The following is a 17,489-nucleotide window of genomic DNA, read 5'->3' as shown; positions in this document are numbered from 1 at the left end:
GCGGACATGTCATCATTATTTCTCGGTTTCCCACTGGCGATTTTTCTGCTGTTTGTCGCCCCGCTGTGGCTGTTCTTGCATTACCGCAGCAAGCGTCAGGTGGCGCAAGGCTTAAGTGGGCAAGATTACGAGACACTACAACAGCTGGCGCAACGTGCAGAAAAGCTGCAATCACGCGTCGATAACCTAGAGCGCTTACTCGATGCTGAGGCGCCACACTGGAGGCAGCGCGCATGAGTGGAACCTTGTACAGAGACCCAGAAAATGGCCGCATCGCCGGCGTGTGCGCCGGGCTTGCCAATCACTTTGGCATGGAAACCTGGTTGGTACGTATACTGACGGTCTCGGCTTTCTTGCTCGGTTTTGGTTTTTTTGTCGTGGTCGCCTATATCGCCGCGGTATTGATCCTGGATAAAAAACCGCCAGAAGTGAGTCAAGAGCCGAGTGCTGCGCAACAAGACCATCAAGTCAAGCAAAAGCCCTGGCAGTCAGGAAAGTCGGCGAGCCAACTGATTGCCGATCTCGACCGAGAGTTTAGCCAAATGGAAGATAAGGTGACGCACATGGAAGCGTATGTGACCTCATCGACCTTTAACGTCGACCAAGCCTTCAAAAAACTCTAATCTCGCTGCCCGGTTTGGGCAGCTTGGCCAACTAGGAGCGCTATTAACCTATGCCATCAGTGAAAAGGCGTGTGAAGCAGTGGGTGAGCCGTGGGGCTGACCGTCATGTTCGCCTCGCGGTAACCGGTCTTTCTCGTGCGGGTAAAACCGCCTTTATTACTTCTCTCATTAATCAACTAACGCATTTGGGCACCGAGCCCAATTTACCGTTGATGTCATTGGTGCAACAGGGGCGGGGGCTGGGTGCCCGTCGTGAACCCCACCCGCACATGCATCTGCCCGCGTTTGATTACGACAGTGCGATGCAAGCGCTTCATCAAACCCCGCCGGTATGGCCGTCACCGACACGTGATGTCAGTGAAGTACGTCTCGCGGTGCGCTATCGCCCCCAGTCGGCGGCACTGAGGGCAATCAATGAAATGGCCACGCTATATGTGGATATTGTCGATTATCCGGGAGAGTGGCTGCTCGATTTGCCCTTGTTAAGCCAGACCTACTCGCACTGGTCAGCGAAACAAGCTGGGCTACTCACCGGTCGTCGCGGCGAGCTGGCTTCCACCTGGGCAACCAAAGCGGCGGCGCTTGACCCATTTGCCCCGGCTGATGAAAAAATGCTGGCGGACATTGCCGAAGACTACACCGCGTTTTTGCATCAGTGTAAAGCACACGGAGGCTTGCACTGGGTGCAGCCAGGCCGATTTGTACTGCCTGGTGAGCTCGCGGGCGCGCCTGTGGTGCAGTTCTTCCCATGGGTTGGTCGTCAAGATGAACAAGACCTAGCCAAAGCCGGAAAAGAGTCGAACTACGGCGTGCTAAAAGCGCGCTACGACTATTATTGCGAGCACGTGGTTGCTAAGTTTTATCGAGAGCATTTTTCCAAAATAGACCGGCAGGTGATCCTGGTGGATACCTTGCAACCTCTGAATGCCGGCCCTGCGGCGTTTCATGATATGCGTCTTGCCGTAGAGCAGCTGATGCAAAGCTTTAAATATGGCAAGTCAGGGCTGATGAAACGGCTATTTTCACCGCGGATTGATAAGGTGTTGTTTGCAGCGACCAAAGCCGATCACGTTACGCCGGAACAACACCCGAATATGGTGAGCTTGCTGCAACAAATCGTTCATCAGGCGTGGCAGCAGGCGGCGTTTGAGGGCATTGATATGCGTTGCCAAAGTGTTGCCGCGATTGAAGCCACCACGCCAGGTTATGTCTCAGTAAAAGGAGAAAGCCAGAGCGCGCTAAAAGGCTTTCTTGCAGACAACTCTCCGGTGACGCTATACCCCGGTGATGTGCCGGCGCAGCTCCCTGATGAGGCATTTTGGCAAGCGCAAGGGTTTGACTTTCCTTCTTTCCGTCCTCAGCAAGCGCCACTGGATGCGCCCTTGCCCCATATCCGTATGGATAAGGCACTGGATTACTTGCTGGGCGATAAATTTCGATAAGTGAGAGCGCGATGACGCAATACAAGCCAAAGCAAACTTTTGCACAGAATGTGGACGTAGAACACGACACGGAAAGCAGAATCCAACAAGGTATTCAGTTCCAATCGGAAACCGATTTTACCCCTGCGCCGAGTGAAGAGTGGGATACGGAACTTGAAGCGACCCTAACGCCAACACCACGTAAACGTCGCCGCGTATGGCCGTTTTTGCTATTGGTGACCGTATTACTCGCGGTGTGGCAATCGGCGGACAGCGTGTACCAAAGTTGGTTGGCGCGAGATTGGTTGAGCCTAGGTTGGCAAGGCCTGCTGATCGCGGTTGCCACCACTGGACTGGTGATGCTAGGCAAAGAATGGCGAGCGATGCGTCGCTTGGTTGAGCGTGAAGCCGTACGAGAACAAGCAGAGCAGCTGCTAAGCAGTGATGCGGTGGGGCAAGGAGAACGGTTTTGTCAGCAATTGGCTGAGCAAACCGGGCAGGCACAAACGGCAGCCTTTGCCACCTGGCAGCAGCAATTAGCGGCCACACATAACGACAGTGAAATTTTGAGCCTGTATGAGCAGCAAGTGCTCAGCGCACAAGATAAAGCGGCGCGTGCTTTGGTGACCAAACACGCGCAAGAAGCAGCACTCATGGTGGCGGTCAGCCCGCTGGCGGTAGCGGATATGCTGCTGGTGGCATGGCGTAATTTTCACTTGATGACGCGTATCGCGCAGATTTACGGCATTCAGCTGGGCGTTAAAGCGCGTTTTCGCTTACTAAAAATGGTGCTCACCAACATGGCGCTGGCTGGCGCCAGTGAGGCGATGACCGACGTGGGCTTTGATGTGCTGTCGGTGAATATTGCGGGTCGAGTATCAGGCCGTGTTGCCCAAGGGCTCGGTATTGGCCTGCTCACCGCGCGATTAGGGCTTAAAACCATGACACTCATGCGGCCTCTGCCTTGGCACGGTCAAGCCGCGCCCAGCCTGTCGCAGCTTCGCCGTGAGCTAATCAAACGCTTGGCGGGCAAGCGCCAACAAGACGCGTCATAATCGACGCCAGCAGCGTGGCTGGGAGGTAAGCTCACCAGTCACGCGCATATTCATCGAATAATCAGTAAGTTAATTGCGTGTTCTCTGTGCTACAAACGTGACGGCGCAAGGCAAAAATCGCATCAGGGCTTGACTGTTCCCCCCAACCCGCTCAAACTCCGCTTCAGTGTCAACTTATCCTGACAGCTAATGCAGCGCAGGCAAACGCGCGCGTGAATATTCGAGTAACCCTTTGAACGGGGCACGATTTTAACCTAGTCACCGCCAAGGGTTTGCCGCCAGTATTGGGTATCACTGTCAAGTTACAGGAATCCTTTATGAGACTGAAAGTCTGTTGTGAAGATAGGATCGGACTTACCCGAGAACTCCTCGATATTCTGGTACGCCGAGACATCGACCTACGGGGCATTGAAATCGACCAAGTCGGGATCATATACCTTAACTGCCCTGAAATTGAATTCGACGCCTTTAGTCAGTTGATGTCAGAAATCCGACTGATTTCTGGGGTCACCGACGTACGCAAAGTTCAGTTCTTGCCGGCTGAGCGTGAGCATAAAGAGTTGCGCGCGTTGGTTGAAAGCCTCACCGATCCTGTGGTGTCGATTAACCTCGATGGTTACATCGATATGGCCAATAAAGCGGCGCAAGACTTGATTGGCTCGAGCGAGCACCAACTTATCGATGAACATGCCAACAGCGTGTTTCCTGACTTTCAGTTTGCCCACTGGTTGGAAAAAGAAGAGGCCAGCCAAAGCTGCCGTATGGTGGTGATGGCCGGGCTCGACTTCCTGATGGAAGTGATGCCTGTGCACATTAATGATGAAAGTGAGCAACCAGTATTGGTAAGTGCGGTGGTGCAGCTCAAGCAGGTGGCGATGAACAACACGCCACAAACCGTGTTCCGCACCCCGAGCGATCATGGCTTTGATCATCTTGTCGGCCAGTCCAACAAGTTTAAGCAGCTCATTAGCCAGGCGAAAAAATTGGCGATGTTGGATGCGCCGCTGTTAGTGCAAGGTGAAACAGGCACGGGCAAAGAAATGATAGCGCGTGCCTGCCACCGTCATTCCTTGCGCGCGGATAAGCCCTTCCTACTCGTTAACTGCGTGTCTATGCCAGATAACGCTGCCGAGACCGAATTGTTCGGCATGGCGGCGGCTGAAGAGGGCGGTAGCGCTAAAAAAGGCATCTTAGAGCAAGCGGATGGTGGCACCGTATTTCTATACGAAGTGGGCGAAATGAGCCGCCACTTACAAGTGAAGCTGTTGCGCTTTATGCAAGACGGGACCTTCCGTCGCGTGGGCGAAGAACGCGAGATGCAGGTGGACGTACGCGTCATTTGTTCGACCCAGAAAAACTTGCCCGAGCTGGTGGCCGCGCATCAGTTCCGTGAAGATCTCTTCTATCGTCTCAATGTGTTATCGCTAACAGTGCCACCACTTAGAGAGCGAACGGCCGATGTAATGCCACTGGCGGAGTTGTTTGTCAAACAATTTGCCGCCGATTTGGGGCAATCCAAGCCGCGCATCGACGAAGCGTTGGCCGATTATCTAACCCACTACGCGTGGCCGGGTAATATTCGCCAGTTACGCAATGTATTGCTTCATGCGATGACGCAAATTGATGCAGAAGTGATGACCATCGATGATGTTCAACTGCCAGAGATTGAAAACACCCAGTTTATGAGTGAAGAGTCGATGGATGGCTCATTGGATGAAATCATGAAGCGTTACGAGTCGGGGATTTTACACAACCTGTACCGAAGCTACCCTTCAACGCGCAAGCTGGCCAAGCGATTGGATGTCTCGCACACTGCCATTGCCAATAAACTGCGCGACTATGGGATTGGTAAAAAGTAAGCCGATGCAGGAAGCCAGTATGTATCAGCCGTCAGTGAGCCACTTTCCGCGTTTGTCCGTTGATGAGCTGCGCATTGATGCCATCAGCCATGAAGATGTAACCCGGGTGGTGCAGTATTTTCAGCGCAACCGTGATTTTCTCGCCCCTTGGGAGCCTGAACGTGCGGCGGGCTTTTACACCGAACAAGGATGGAAACGGCGGGTATTGCAACTGATGGAGCTACAAAAGCATCAGCTGGCGTATTACTTTTTGATTGCCAAGCAAGACTCGCCTCAGGTGTTAGGGGTGATCTCATATACCAGCATCATGCAGTATCCTTCTCATTCGTGCACCGTAGGCTATTCGCTTGATGAAGCGGCGCAAGGACAAGGGATCATGCGTCGGGCGCTTGCCGCGACCAATCAGTGGCTTTTCGATAACGTCCACATCCATCGTGTGTGCGCTTCCTACATGCCATGTAATCAGCGTAGTGCCAAGGTGCTGGAGGCGGTCGGCTTTGAACATGAGGGGCGAGCGCGCGATTATTTGTTGATTAATGGTCAATGGGAAGATCATCTCTTAATGGCGCATATCAACCCGCACTGGCGACCTAAACCAGCTTGACCTGCGACCGCCTCACTGAGGCAGTCGCGGCCCTCAACGACAAATACAAAAGGCGACCCAGTTAGGTCGCCTTTTGCTTTTCAGTGCGCGTTTATCTGCGGGCTATTCACACCGTCAGATTGCGAGCGCGGTTATTTCACTGTCAGCACGCGCATGGTGTTGGTCGAACCAATCACTTCCATTTGGTCGCCCTGGGTCATGATCACCTGATCGCCTTCGGCCAAAAAGCCACCTTCTTTCAAGGTTTGCAGGGCGCGTTCCGCCACTTGCAAGCCGGCACCGCTGTCGCTGTCAAAATACACCGGCGTCACACCACGATAGAGGGCGGCACGGTTAAGCGTATGTTCATGACGCGATAGGGCAAAAATGGGCTTACCGGAAGAGATGCGTGACATCATCAAGGCCGTACGGCCAGACTCGGTCAGTGACACCATGGCTTTCACCCCTTGCATATGGTTCGCCGCATACATGGTGGCCATAGAGACCGTTTCTTCTTGGCTATCGAATTGACGATCGAGACGATGGTTGGAGATATTAACCGACGGCATCTTCTCAGCCCCGACACACACTTCAGCCATTGAGCGTACCGTTTCCAGTGGGTACTGACCGGCAGCGGTTTCTGCTGATAGCATCACCGCATCCGTGCCATCCAGCACCGCATTGGCCACGTCCATGACCTCTGCACGGGTGGGCATTGGTGCGGTTATCATTGATTCCATCATCTGGGTGGCGGTGATCACCAAACGGTTCATGCTGCGGGCGCGGCGAATGAGTTGCTTTTGTACCCCAACCAACTCTGGGTCACCAATTTCGACACCAAGATCGCCGCGCGCGACCATCACCACGTCAGACGCTTCAATAATGTCGTCGATACTCTCATCACTGACCACGGTTTCGGCGCGTTCGACTTTGGCCACCAAACGTGCGTCCAAGCCAGCGTCGCGCGCCAACGAGCGGGCATAGTGCATATCTTGGCCGTTACGTGGGAAGGAGATTGCTAAGAAGTCGACGCCAATTTTGGCGGCAGTGAGAATGTCTTGCTTGTCTTTTTCGGTCAGTGCAGGGGCAGACAGGCCACCACCTTTTTTGTTGATCCCTTTGTTGTTAGAGAGCTTGCCGCCTACCGTGACTTCGGTGTGCACTTTGGCGCCTTCAACCGCCAACACCTTGAGCTGAACACGGCCATCATCAAGCAGCAGAATATCGCCATTGGTGACGTCTTGAGGCAGGGCTTTATAGTCAAGGCCGACCGCGTCTTGGTCGCCCATGCCAGGCGAAAGCTCGCCATCCAAGGTGAATTTATCACCTACTGCTAGGGTGATGGCGCCATCTTTAAAGGTAGAAACTCGGATTTTAGGGCCTTGTAAATCACCCAAAATACCCACGTGACGGCCAAGCTTCGCCGCAATCGCGCGCACTTGTTCGGCGCGTTTAATGTGGTCTTCCGCACTGCCGTGAGAGAAGTTAAGGCGAACGACGTTAGCACCGGCGGCAATAATCGATTCCAATACACTGTCTTTGTCGGTGGCAGGGCCTAGGGTGGTAACAATCTTCGTTCTTCTCAGTTTTGCAGACATGATTAACTCCTATATACAGGGTGATGTTTTAAGGGATAAAGCAGAGAGGGCAACATCACCGCCAAGTCGTGGATTCGACGAGGTGCTGACACCAGTGTAGCGCATCAAAAACGTCGAATAGATGACACAAAAAAGGAGTGCCAACGCACTCCTTTTAGTTAGGTCAGAGATTCTTTATGAAAGCGGGAATCACGAATCGCTTCTTTGACACGCTTCAAGTTATCTCTAAATCCAGGCCCACGGCGAAGCGTGAAACCGGTGGCCAGCACATCGATCACCGTCATTTGCACAACACGGCTGGCCATTGGCATGTATTCATCGGTATCTTCTGGCACGTCGAGCTGAATAGTGTGTGAACACACTTTATCCAGCGGTGAGTCACGCTGGGTGATGCCGATAACAGTGGCGCCGTTTTCACGCGCCAAATTAGCCACATCGACCAAACTCTTGGTGCGCCCGGTGTGTGAAATCATCACCACCACATCGCCGTCATTACAGTTGATGCAGCTCATCCGTTGCATCACGATGTCGTTAAAGCACACCACTGGAATGTTAAACCGGAAGAACTTGTTTTGCGCGTCATGCGCCACCGACGCCGAGGCGCCCAGCCCGAAAAAGGCGATTTTTTTCGCTTGGGTCAGCATGTCGACTGCGCGGTTGATCTGGTGCGTGTCGATGCTGTTTTTCGCCACATCCAAACAGGCCATGGTTGACTCAAAAATCTTCGCCGTGTAAGCATCTGCCCCATCGTTTTCTTCAACGTTGCGGTTCACATACGGGGTGCCGTTGGCCAGGCTTTGTGCCAAGTGAAGTTTAAAGTCCGGGAAGCCTTTGGTGTCTAGGCGACGACAAAAACGGTTTACCGTTGGCTCGCTCACATCAGCCATCTTTGCCAACGTCGCAATACTCGAGTGAATAGCGGTTTGAGGAGAGGCGACAATGATTTCAGCAACTTTTCTTTCAGATTTGCTGAAGTTTTCAAGATTTTTTTGTATTTTTTCCAGAGTATTCATCTGAGTTACCGCTTACGTTCAAGACCAAAGTTAAAAAACTGTCGCTCGGTGAGAGCGAGCATCAATGAAGTGTTAAGTGCGTCATTCACCACGGCTTTTGACTGCCGTTTAGTAACAGATAGTCTATCGTCTCGCGGATTGTAATGACATTATTATGACTGTCTGAGCATAAAAACTTTGTCACCATTCACGCTTTTAGTTATTTCCTTACATAATTAAGGAATATATTTACAGCGTGAAATAAATAAATGTTCAAAAACCAGCCGAAATTGACGGTGGGAACCATTACATTGAAAAATAATTACGTAATGATAAGGAGCGCGTGTGTCAGGATTGAAAGTTGGAATTTGTGGATGTGGTTGGTTGGGCCAACCGCTGGCGTCACATCTACTTGGCGCTGGGCACCACGTGGTGGGGACCAAACGTGAGCCAGCCTCGGCGCAAGCTTTGAGCGAGACGCTGGCGACCACCGTGGTGCCGTTTGATGTGATGTCACCCGATTACCATCAGGCTGCCCCATTGCTTGAGGCTGACATCGTGGTGATCAATATCGCGGCGGGGCGTCGTCACGCCGACTTTGATGCATACCGCGATGCCATGTGCGCGTTTATCGACCGCCTAGCCCAAGCAGGCGTTGAGCATGTGCTATTTATCAGCACCACCTCCGTATACGGGGAGCTTCAAGGACAGGTGACCGAGCAAACCGCGACTGCCGCCACCACGGCGTCGGGCAAAGCACACGAACATATCGAAGCGCATCTGCGCGAAACGTATGGAGAGAAAGGAACAATCATGCGGCTCGCGGGGTTGATTGGTGGTGAGCGTCATCCCTCAACCATGCTTGCTGGTCGACAAGGCTTATCAGGCGGCAATGAGCCGGTAAACTTGATCCACCGCAGTGACGTGATGGCGGCGATCAGTGCGATTATTCATCAGCGCCAATGGGGTCATACCTTTCATTTGTGCGCGGAACTACACCCAGCGAAAAGTGTGTACTACGGCTGGGCAGCGCGTGAAATGGGGTTACAGCCGCCTGAATATCAGCCAAGTGCTGGCGATGGTAAATGGATTGATGCTTCGCAGACGCTGGCGCAACTGGGGCTTAACTTACGCTATGCCTCACCGTACCAAATGATCGCCGACGGTCAGGTGACCTCGGATGACCCGGCCCCAAAATAAAAAAAGCCCACACAAGGTGGGCAAAAATAAAGGTAGAGACAAACAAACTCTAAAGTAAGTAGAAAAAGCAGCAGCAGGTCGGAAAGAAAGAGGAATCATGCTCCCTCACGTTCTGAGGGGGATAAGGCATTTCTTACCGATGCACCCATTAGGACTGGGCGAATTTAAAGAAGTTCCTACAAATTAAAAAAAGTCGCGATTTTTATTCAATAGGCGACACAGGTGTGATGTTTGTCTCATAAATGGCGGCAATTTATGCCGCCATCTTACTCTATTGCAACACAGGTTGGTGGCCTAGCGTGTCACCGACGTCGGGCTAGGCGGCCCATTGCCGTTGCTTGAGCCATTGGAACAATCCTCCCAACGCCACCAAGCAAAGCCCAAGGCCAATAAAGGACAATGCTCGCATCAGTCCCTCTAAGCTTGCCATATCAACCAGGAACACTTTCAGGATTACTAGCGCCAACACCGCCATTGCGCCCTGCTGCATGCGTACCGATTGCTGCCAGTAGCCCCCCAGCAAGCTCAAACTCCCTATTGCCAACCATACCAATGAGTAGGTATACAGCTCTGCATGTGAGGTTAGTTGTGACAGGGCAATGGTATCGCCTTGCCAAGCCTGACGGATCAAACCGTTAACCAGCAAAAAACCAAACACCGCGGCACAGGTGCTGGCCGCTGTTTGCACTCGGGCCTTTGGCACGGGGAGCGATGGATACCCCCATTTCGCCAACCATACGCAAGCCAGTAAGGGAACACCCCACCAAGGCCAGAGCAAACTGGTAAGCGGCGAGTCTCCAATCGAGACCGTCTCAATGTAAGGATTATGCTCGAAAAAGAGAACAAACTGGATGAGTGCACTTAAGGTTAAGAGGGCGATCCCACCGATACGGTACAAAAACGCGAACGTCTGCGCGGCGCGAGCACGATAAAGATACACACACGCCAATAATAACCAGTTCATGCTCATGACCACTGCGCCCGAAACTGAGTGCATCACGCTGGTCAGTCCTTGAAGATCACAGAGCCACAGTGATGCACTGGTTAGCCACAGCGCAGCGAGTTGCAGTTGCGCGCCAGTGAGCCAAGCGGGCAGTGTGTGGTTTTGTACCCAGCGCTGACCAGCATAAATCAACATTCCAAGCGACGGATAAAGCCATAATGTGTCTGGCAGTGATGCCATATGATGGGTGGCGAGCAATAACAAGGTCGCGCGTGCGAGCACCACGCTGATCAGTGCTTGGATCACCCAATTGGCGAGCGCTATCCGGTATTGATGGGTAAGCCAAAGCATCACCACGGCTTGCGCGGTCAAGGCCAAGGTCAGGGCGTAATCGCTCAGCAGCAACGTTAACGCGAGCGCCAGGTGGGCATTGACGCCACACCACAGGCTTAATCGTGCCAGAATATGGGCCTGATCGTTACCTTTAAAATGACGCGTATAGGCCGCTAACACCGCGCCACCACCGGCGAGGCAAGCTGCCCATAACGGTGCGCTAGACGCGTACGCAAGCGTTCCCCCCCAAAACGCGCCTGTGACCATTGCGTTGAGGCTCACCATAAAGGGCGTGGCCAGGCACGCTAGCCAGATAAAATGGAGACGTTGCGGTGGCCGTTTACCTAGGGCTAAGCCATAGAGCAGGGTAATGACACCCATCCCCAAGCCAACCTGTTGGGCAAGCGGGTCGCGGGCAAGGTCACCGAACCATAACCAGAGAGCGACCCAAGCTAAGCCCAGCACCGGCCATGCATCCCAGCGAGCGGAGAAAAGCGGCGCGAGATAAAGCCAAGCCACCAACGCGGCGATCAATGGTATCCCGACCGTGAGCGGTAAAGAAAACGCTGCGGTGGAGGCAATAAACATAATCGCCAGCATCAGCCAGGTGTCGAGTGCGTGATGGTGCCAAGTTCGAATATCGACAAGAGTGCGCCAAGACAGTGGCGCGTCAGATGTTGGTTTAAGCAACCAACCCAATCTGGGTACGGCAATCAGCACGTAGACCGAGCCGACAGCAAACCCGGTGACGATAAGCAATGGCACCGAAAAATGGGCAAAAGCAAATAGCCAAGCAAGATGCATCCCCCACAAGCTATACCATAGCCATCGGCGCTCGACACGTTGCGCCACATAGGTGATGGCGGCAGCGACCAGTAAGAAATAACTGGCGAGCAACCCGTAGCTGGGGGTGGCACTGGTAGAGAACAATGGCGCGCCATAGGCACCGATGAGCCCGACCACGGTCAGCAGCGGGCCAAACCTAAGCCCGTAGAAGGTCGCAGCGAGCGAGATCAGCGCCAGCATCACAACCGCGACAGGCTCGGAAATAAACTGATAGGGCGTCGCTGCCATCAAGGTCAGGCCAAACAAGCTGATAAAGCCCGCACTCGCAATGGCCGCGGGTACATAGCTCGGCCAATCAATTTGCGTATAGCGGCGCAACTTATCGTGCAGCCATTCACTGCCAACAATTAAGCCGACGCCAAACAGCGCTCCCAAGCCAAGGCGGGCCAGAGGAGGAAAATAACCTTCGCTGATCAGATAGGAAACTAAGAAAAGTCCGCCGAGGGTAAAAATACCGGCGCCACTCCAAACCAGCCACTGTTGTTTCGCGCGCTCAAGCCAAGCGAGACGATGACGGTTATCGCCTGATGGTTGCGCGTCAGAGGCGGTATGGGCTGCGTTGGTGGCGACCGGCTCTGCATCACTGGGCTCTGTGTTAGATGGCGCATGCCGGGTCGATGAGGTGAGCGCTTCCTGCGTTAATGGGTGGCTATCACGCGATACCATAGCAGCGTCTGTATCGCGGCCAGACTCAGCCGGCTCCGTATCAGCCTCAGCCGTGTGGTTGGCATGAGTGGACGTCGGCATCGCGTCAGCGTCCGCTTTCGATTGCAACTGGGAGAGGGTATGGCGCACCTCCGAGAGCTCTCGATTGAGTGCGTTAACTTTGAATAGGGCCGAGAGGCCACAAATGCCACCAATGAGCATCACCAAACTGGCGACAAACACCAAGAGGAGTAAGGATTCCATATCGCGTAATCAAGCCCGTTGTCACTAAATGCGTGCACACTGTACAGCGAGGCCGATTAAATTGGCGTTATGGTGGCAAGAAAAGTCAAAACTTGGGAGCAAGTGCATAAAAAAGCCCACAAGCAAACGGCGAGTGGGCATAGAAGAAAAGTCTTCTAGAAAAAGCAGTGGCACAAGGTGTGACTACCAGAAATGCGAATGGGTTCCCACTTTTGTTCAAAAAAAACGTAGCCATGGCTTGAGCAGTGCTTGAACGGGTTGTTTAACCATTTTTATTCAACGCGTTACATAGTCAGCCAAGCGCGCAAAGCGCCATCATTATTTACCAAACAATATACGGTCACTCTGCAAACGCTGGTGTAACGCCACCCGATGTCTGTCTCGGTGAAATCACTCAATAATGTGATGTTACTCATGCGATGCGTGTGTGTTTCAGGCTTGTTAAAATTCATGTCTGGGTATAAAGTTAAACAAGCGTTTAATACAGGTGAATGAACAATGGCAGGACGAGGCGACACCAAAGCAAAAATTCTGGATGCCGCGGAGCAGCTCTTCGCCGAGCACGGGTTTAAAGAAACGTCATTACGCACGATTACCAGCAAGGCTGGCGTCAACCTTGCCTCAGTGAACTATCACTTTGGCGACAAAAAGTCACTGGTGCGGGCAGTGCTCGGACGCTACCTCGAAGCGTTTATGCCAGCGCTCGGTGAGCAGCTACAAGCACTCTTAGTGCGACCAGATTGCACGATGGAGCAAGTATTCTCATGCGCAAAACAGCCAGTGCTTGCGCTTGACGCGTATCGGCCACATGGCGCAGCCACCTTTATGCAGCTGATTGGCCGCGGTTATACCGATGTACAAGGCCATTTACGTTGGTTTATCACCACCCGTTACGAGCACGTGCTGTCGCTGTTTAACCAAGCGGTACGCAAAGCCAACCCCGCACTGACGTCAGAGGCGGTGTTTTGGCATTTACACTTCACCCTTGGGGCGGCGATTTTCACCATGGCGTCTAGCGAAGCGTTGCGTGATATTGCCGAAAACGATTTTGGTCGCACCCTTGATACCGAAGCGATCGTTGACCGCTTAATTCCGTATCTAGCATCAGGGATGAACGCCAAACCGGCGGCAATGGCACAGCAGGGGCAAGTGCTCGCCTTCGCGACGGAGTCACAAGCGGAGTAGGGCAATCAAAACACATCAAGCGAGGATGCGGTGCGTCCCGCTTATTTGAACCACTCAGCGCAGCGACAGGTGTATCACGGTGCGTGAAGTGCAATGTAAAAACCCGTTCTGGTCGCACAATAACAGTAAAAAGAGTGCAACCATGATCAACAAAAGGACCTGAATCATGAGCTCTCAAACTTCATTACGTCGTTCACTGGTGAGTGATAAAGCGTTTACTTTCTTCAAAAAAGTGCTGCCACCGTTATCCGCCACTGAGCGTGAAGCGATGGAAGCCGGTAGTGTGTGGTGGGACGGTGAACTGTTTTCCGGATCGCCAAACTGGAAGACGTTGCACCAGTATGGTAAGCCAACACTCACAGCAGAAGAGCAATCGTTTATCGACAACCAGCTAGACACCCTCCTGGCGATGTTGGATGACTTTAAAATTGTCCAAGAGCAAAAAGATCTGCCGGAAGAAGTCTGGGATTATCTGAAAAAAGAGCGCTTCTTCTCGCTGATCATTCCCAAAGAATACGGTGGCCTCGCGTTTTCGGCGCTGGCCAACTCTACCATCGTATCGCGCATTGCCACCCGTAGCTTAAGTGCCGCGGTGACGGTGATGGTGCCGAACTCATTAGGGCCGGGTGAACTGCTGACCCATTATGGTACGCAAGACCAGCGCGACTACTGGCTGCCACGCTTGGCCGATGGTCGTGAAGTGCCGTGCTTTGGCTTAACCGGCCCAGAAGCAGGCTCCGATGCTGGTAGTATTCCAGACCGCGGCGTGGTGTGCATGGGTGAGCACAATGGTGAACAAGTGCTGGGGATCCGCCTAAGCTGGAACAAACGTTATATTACACTGGCACCCGTGGCGACCGTGGTGGGCTTGGCGTTTAAACTGGGCGATCCAGACGGCCTGCTGGGGGACAAAAAAGAGCTTGGCATCACCTGTGCCTTGGTCCCGGCTGAACACCCTGGCGTTGAAATTGGCGATCGCCACAACCCGCTCAACATGGCATTTATGAACGGCACCACCAAGGGTGAGGATGTCTTTATCCCGATTGATTGGGTCATCGGCGGTAAAGACTACGTTGGCCGCGGTTGGCGCATGCTGGTGGAGTGTCTATCAGCGGGGCGCGGGATCTCGTTACCGGCACTGGGGACGGCAGTAGGGCATCTCGCCACCCGTACCACAGGCGCTTACAGTTATGTGCGTAAACAGTTTGGTATGCACATTGGCCGCTTTGAAGGGGTAGCAGAAGCGCTGGGCCGCATGGGTGGGTTGAACTACTTAATTGAATCGACCCGCACCCTGACCACCACCGCGCTGGATCAGGGAGAAAAACCGGCGATCATCACCGCGATTTCCAAATACCACATGACCGAAATTGCGCGCACCATCTTGAATGATTCGATGGATGTACACGCGGGTCGTGCGATTCAGTTGGGGCCCCTAAACTACATCGGCCATCATTACTTTGGCATTCCGGTGGCCATCACGGTCGAAGGCGCGAACATTCTTACCCGCAACCTAATGATCTTTGGTCAGGGGGCGACCCGTTGCCATCCTTACGTGCTTAAAGAGATGGAAGCGGCGGCGAACCCAGACCAAGAGGCCGGTGCCCAAGCCTTTGATAAATTGCTGTTCAAACATATTGGCCATGCCACCAAAAACAGCGTGATGGGGCTGGTTAATGCGCTGACCGGATCGCTGACCAACCGTGCGCCGGTTAGTGGCGAGACGGCCAAATACTATCGTCACCTTACCCGCATGAGTCGCGCACTGGCGGTGACTACCGATGTGGCGATGTTGTCTCTTGGCGGTGAGCTGAAACGCCGAGAAATGCTATCGGCGCGTCTGGGGGATGTTTTGAGCCACCTTTACATGGCGTCGGCGACGTTGAAGCGCTACGAAGATGAAGGCCGTCCGAGCCAAGATCTGCCGATGGTGCACTATGCGCTGCAATATTGCCTAGCCCAGTGTGCCAAAGCGTTTGATGGCGCCTTTAACAACTTCCCTGCCAAAGGCGTGGGCCGCAGCCTACGGGTGCTTTTGTTCCCACTTGGCATGCGCTACAAAATGCCCTCTGACAAGCTGCTTAATCAGATTGCCGAGCAGTTAATGACACCGAGCGCAGAGCGCGACCGTTGGACGCACTTATGCTACGTAGGCGACAAAGCCGACGATCCGGTGGCGGTGATGGAGCGCGCGTTTACTGCAATGTGGGCGTGTCGTGACACCGAAAAAGCCCTGGTCAAGGCGGTGAAAGCCAAGCAGATTGACGGCAAAGCCAGCTTGGCGGATCGCTCGCAACAAGCAGTTGAGCAAAATCTTATTACTGCCGATGCGCGTGACAAACTGTTAGAGGCTGATGCACTGCGTGCTTATGCGGTGCAAGTGGATGACTTTAAAGCCGAATGGTTTACCTCTAGCCAGCTAGAAGGCGGTGCTATTGCCAAGCCCAATCCAAGTAAAGCGGCTTAAAGGTCGCTAACTTGCGCGAAAAAGCGTCTGCACCTCGCAGGCGCTTTTTTATTGGCGCTGACACTTGGGGCCACAATGCTGAGATCTTGCCCACTATTCTTGCCTGCAACACCTCCAACCACTGGGTATTTTTGCCCTTTTTCCGTAAAAGGGGATGCATAGGCAGGCGTTAGTATTTATCCTAGCCTCAATTTTGTGAGGGACGTTGAATATGATCATCAAACCTAAAATTCGTGGATTTATCTGTACGACGACACATCCCGTTGGTTGTGAAGCCAACGTAAAAGAGCAAATTGACTACACCAAAGCGCAAGGCCCGATTGCCAATGCGCCTAAGCGTGTACTGGTTGTGGGTGCCTCCAGCGGCTATGGCTTGTCCTCACGCATTGCGGCAGCCTTTGGTGGCGGCGCTGCAACTATTGGCGTGTTCTTTGAAAAACCAGGCACCGAGAAAAAGCCTGGCACCGCAGGCTGGCATAACTCAGCCGCGTTCGACAAGTTTGCCAAGCAAGAAGGCCTGTATTCAAAAAGCCTCAATGGTGATGCCTTCTCGCATGAGGCCAAGCAAAAAACGATTGATTTGATCAAACAAGACTTGGGTCAAATCGACATGGTGGTGTACTCGCTAGCCTCGCCAGTACGTAAGCTACCTGACAGCGGTGAGCTGGTGCGCTCGTCACTCAAACCTATCGGTGAGACGTACACCTCAACCGCGGTAGACACCAATAAAGATGAAATCATCGAAGCCAGCGTTGAACCGGCTACCGAGCAAGAAATTCAAGACACCGTTACCGTAATGGGCGGCGAAGACTGGGAGCTTTGGATCAACGCCCTTAATGACGCCGGTGTCCTTGCTGAAGGCTGCAAAACTGTTGCTTACAGCTACATTGGTACAGAGCTTACCTGGCCAATCTATTGGGAAGGCGCGCTAGGAAAAGCGAAAATGGACTTAGACCGTGCTGCCAATGCGCTAAACCAAACACTTGCCGCTAAAGGCGGTAGCGCCAACGTGGCGGTACTGAAAAGCGTGGTCACCCAAGCCAGCTCGGCGATCCCGGTGATGCCGCTTTATATCGCCATGGTGTTCAAGAAAATGCGCGAAGAAGGCGTCCATGAGGGCTGCATGGAGCAAATCTATCGCATGTTTACTCAGCGCCTGTATCAAGCCGATGGCAGCGAGCCAGAGGTAGATAGCGAGCGTCGCCTGCGTTTAGACGACCTAGAGCTGCGCGAGGATATTCAGCAGCACTGTCGTGACCTGTGGCCACAGATCACCACAGAGAACCTCACTGAGCTGACCGACTACAACGAATACAAAGCCGAGTTCTTGAAGCTATTTGGCTTTGGCGTTGAAGGCGTCGACTACGACGCAGACGTGAGCCCGGTAGTGGAATTTGATGTCGAAAACATCTAAAACTGCTCAGCAAACACCCAAAAGAGGTCAGCCAAATGCTGGCCTCTTTTTTATTGGCTGA

General features: G+C 53.2%; 13 protein-coding genes. 10 read left to right on the top strand and 3 right to left on the bottom strand.

The annotated features are described in order from the left end of the window. Nucleotides 1-6: 6 nt before the first annotated feature. The 6 genes from pspB (at nucleotide 7) to BZG74_RS00305 (ending at nucleotide 5,562) form a co-directional block, all read left to right on the top strand. On the top strand, nucleotides 7-237 hold the full coding sequence (gene pspB / locus BZG74_RS00330) for an envelope stress response membrane protein PspB (protein ID WP_077770864.1): 231 nt from the start codon (nucleotides 7-9) through the stop codon (nucleotides 235-237). Beyond that, nucleotides 234-623, top strand: a complete 390-nt coding sequence (pspC, locus tag BZG74_RS00325; RefSeq protein WP_077770863.1) for an envelope stress response membrane protein PspC — start codon at nucleotides 234-236, stop codon at nucleotides 621-623. Before pspB ends, pspC begins: the two co-directional genes overlap by 4 nt. A 50-nt stretch (nucleotides 624-673) precedes the next feature. Further along, entirely contained in the window at nucleotides 674-2,065 is a 1,392-nt protein-coding gene (locus BZG74_RS00320; RefSeq protein WP_077770862.1) for a YcjX family GTP-binding protein, read from the top strand. An 11-nt stretch (nucleotides 2,066-2,076) separates the two neighbouring features. Next, nucleotides 2,077-3,099, top strand: a complete 1,023-nt coding sequence (locus tag BZG74_RS00315) for a YcjF family protein (protein ID WP_077770861.1) — start codon at nucleotides 2,077-2,079, stop codon at nucleotides 3,097-3,099. Nucleotides 3,100-3,416: 317 nt separating this feature from the next. Further along, complete coding sequence (tyrR, locus tag BZG74_RS00310) at nucleotides 3,417-4,958, top strand: transcriptional regulator TyrR (RefSeq protein ID WP_077770860.1); 1,542 nt, start codon at nucleotides 3,417-3,419, stop codon at nucleotides 4,956-4,958. Continuing rightward, nucleotides 4,939-5,562, top strand: a complete 624-nt coding sequence (locus BZG74_RS00305) for a GNAT family N-acetyltransferase (protein ID WP_235605683.1) — start codon at nucleotides 4,939-4,941, stop codon at nucleotides 5,560-5,562. Before tyrR ends, BZG74_RS00305 begins: the two co-directional genes overlap by 20 nt. Before the next feature lie 131 nt (nucleotides 5,563-5,693). On the opposite strand, the gene pyk is transcribed toward BZG74_RS00305, so the two are convergent. Continuing rightward, nucleotides 5,694-7,139 (bottom strand): pyruvate kinase, encoded by a 1,446-nt coding sequence (gene pyk / locus BZG74_RS00300; protein ID WP_077770858.1) that lies wholly within the window; start codon nucleotides 7,137-7,139, stop codon nucleotides 5,694-5,696. Between the two features lie 158 nt (nucleotides 7,140-7,297). Continuing rightward, nucleotides 7,298-8,152, bottom strand: coding sequence for a MurR/RpiR family transcriptional regulator (locus tag BZG74_RS00295; RefSeq protein ID WP_046073477.1), 855 nt, complete (start codon nucleotides 8,150-8,152; stop codon nucleotides 7,298-7,300). A 324-nt stretch (nucleotides 8,153-8,476) separates the two neighbouring features. Between BZG74_RS00295 and BZG74_RS00290 the strand changes: the two genes are divergently transcribed. Then, entirely contained in the window at nucleotides 8,477-9,331 is an 855-nt protein-coding gene (locus tag BZG74_RS00290) for an NAD(P)H-binding protein (protein WP_077770857.1), read from the top strand. A gap of 316 nt (nucleotides 9,332-9,647) precedes the next feature. On the opposite strand, the gene BZG74_RS00285 is transcribed toward BZG74_RS00290, so the two are convergent. Further along, the gene (locus tag BZG74_RS00285) at nucleotides 9,648-12,362 is read right to left on the bottom strand and encodes a DUF2339 domain-containing protein (RefSeq protein ID WP_077770856.1); all 2,715 of its coding nucleotides are present in this window, start codon (nucleotides 12,360-12,362) and stop codon (nucleotides 9,648-9,650) included. Between the two features lie 498 nt (nucleotides 12,363-12,860). On the opposite strand from BZG74_RS00285, the gene BZG74_RS00280 reads away from it, so the two are divergent. The 3 genes from BZG74_RS00280 (at nucleotide 12,861) to fabV (ending at nucleotide 17,428) form a co-directional block, all read left to right on the top strand. Continuing rightward, entirely contained in the window at nucleotides 12,861-13,547 is a 687-nt protein-coding gene (locus BZG74_RS00280; protein WP_077770855.1) for a TetR/AcrR family transcriptional regulator, read from the top strand. Between the two features lie 166 nt (nucleotides 13,548-13,713). After that, the gene (locus BZG74_RS00275; RefSeq protein WP_077770854.1) at nucleotides 13,714-16,014 is read left to right on the top strand and encodes an acyl-CoA dehydrogenase; all 2,301 of its coding nucleotides are present in this window, start codon (nucleotides 13,714-13,716) and stop codon (nucleotides 16,012-16,014) included. 211 nt (nucleotides 16,015-16,225) lie between these two features. Beyond that, entirely contained in the window at nucleotides 16,226-17,428 is a 1,203-nt protein-coding gene (gene fabV, locus BZG74_RS00270) for an enoyl-ACP reductase FabV (RefSeq protein WP_077770853.1), read from the top strand. The last annotated feature ends 61 nt before the right edge of the window (nucleotides 17,429-17,489 follow it).

This window comes from Salinivibrio sharmensis (genome assembly GCF_001995985.1).
Lineage (GTDB): Bacteria > Pseudomonadota > Gammaproteobacteria > Enterobacterales > Vibrionaceae > Salinivibrio > Salinivibrio sharmensis.
Note: the sequence above shows the minus strand (reverse complement) of the source record. Positions and strands in the feature narration are given on the sequence as shown.

What these genes read in the sequence shown, in the direction of transcription:
- pspB (WP_077770864.1), top strand. Translation starts at nt 7, where the DNA reads ATGTCATCATTATTTCTCGGTTTCCCACTGGCGATTTTTCTGCTGTTT.
- pspC (WP_077770863.1), top strand. Translation starts at nt 234, where the DNA reads ATGAGTGGAACCTTGTACAGAGACCCAGAAAATGGCCGCATCGCCGGC.
- BZG74_RS00320 (WP_077770862.1), top strand. Translation starts at nt 674, where the DNA reads ATGCCATCAGTGAAAAGGCGTGTGAAGCAGTGGGTGAGCCGTGGGGCT.
- BZG74_RS00315 (WP_077770861.1), top strand. Translation starts at nt 2,077, where the DNA reads ATGACGCAATACAAGCCAAAGCAAACTTTTGCACAGAATGTGGACGTA.
- tyrR (WP_077770860.1), top strand. Translation starts at nt 3,417, where the DNA reads ATGAGACTGAAAGTCTGTTGTGAAGATAGGATCGGACTTACCCGAGAA.
- BZG74_RS00305 (WP_235605683.1), top strand. Translation starts at nt 4,939, where the DNA reads ATGGGATTGGTAAAAAGTAAGCCGATGCAGGAAGCCAGTATGTATCAG.
- pyk (WP_077770858.1), bottom strand. Translation starts at nt 7,139, where the DNA reads ATGTCTGCAAAACTGAGAAGAACGAAGATTGTTACCACCCTAGGCCCT.
- BZG74_RS00295 (WP_046073477.1), bottom strand. Translation starts at nt 8,152, where the DNA reads ATGAATACTCTGGAAAAAATACAAAAAAATCTTGAAAACTTCAGCAAA.
- BZG74_RS00285 (WP_077770856.1), bottom strand. Translation starts at nt 12,362, where the DNA reads ATGGAATCCTTACTCCTCTTGGTGTTTGTCGCCAGTTTGGTGATGCTC.
- BZG74_RS00280 (WP_077770855.1), top strand. Translation starts at nt 12,861, where the DNA reads ATGGCAGGACGAGGCGACACCAAAGCAAAAATTCTGGATGCCGCGGAG.
- BZG74_RS00275 (WP_077770854.1), top strand. Translation starts at nt 13,714, where the DNA reads ATGAGCTCTCAAACTTCATTACGTCGTTCACTGGTGAGTGATAAAGCG.
- fabV (WP_077770853.1), top strand. Translation starts at nt 16,226, where the DNA reads ATGATCATCAAACCTAAAATTCGTGGATTTATCTGTACGACGACACAT.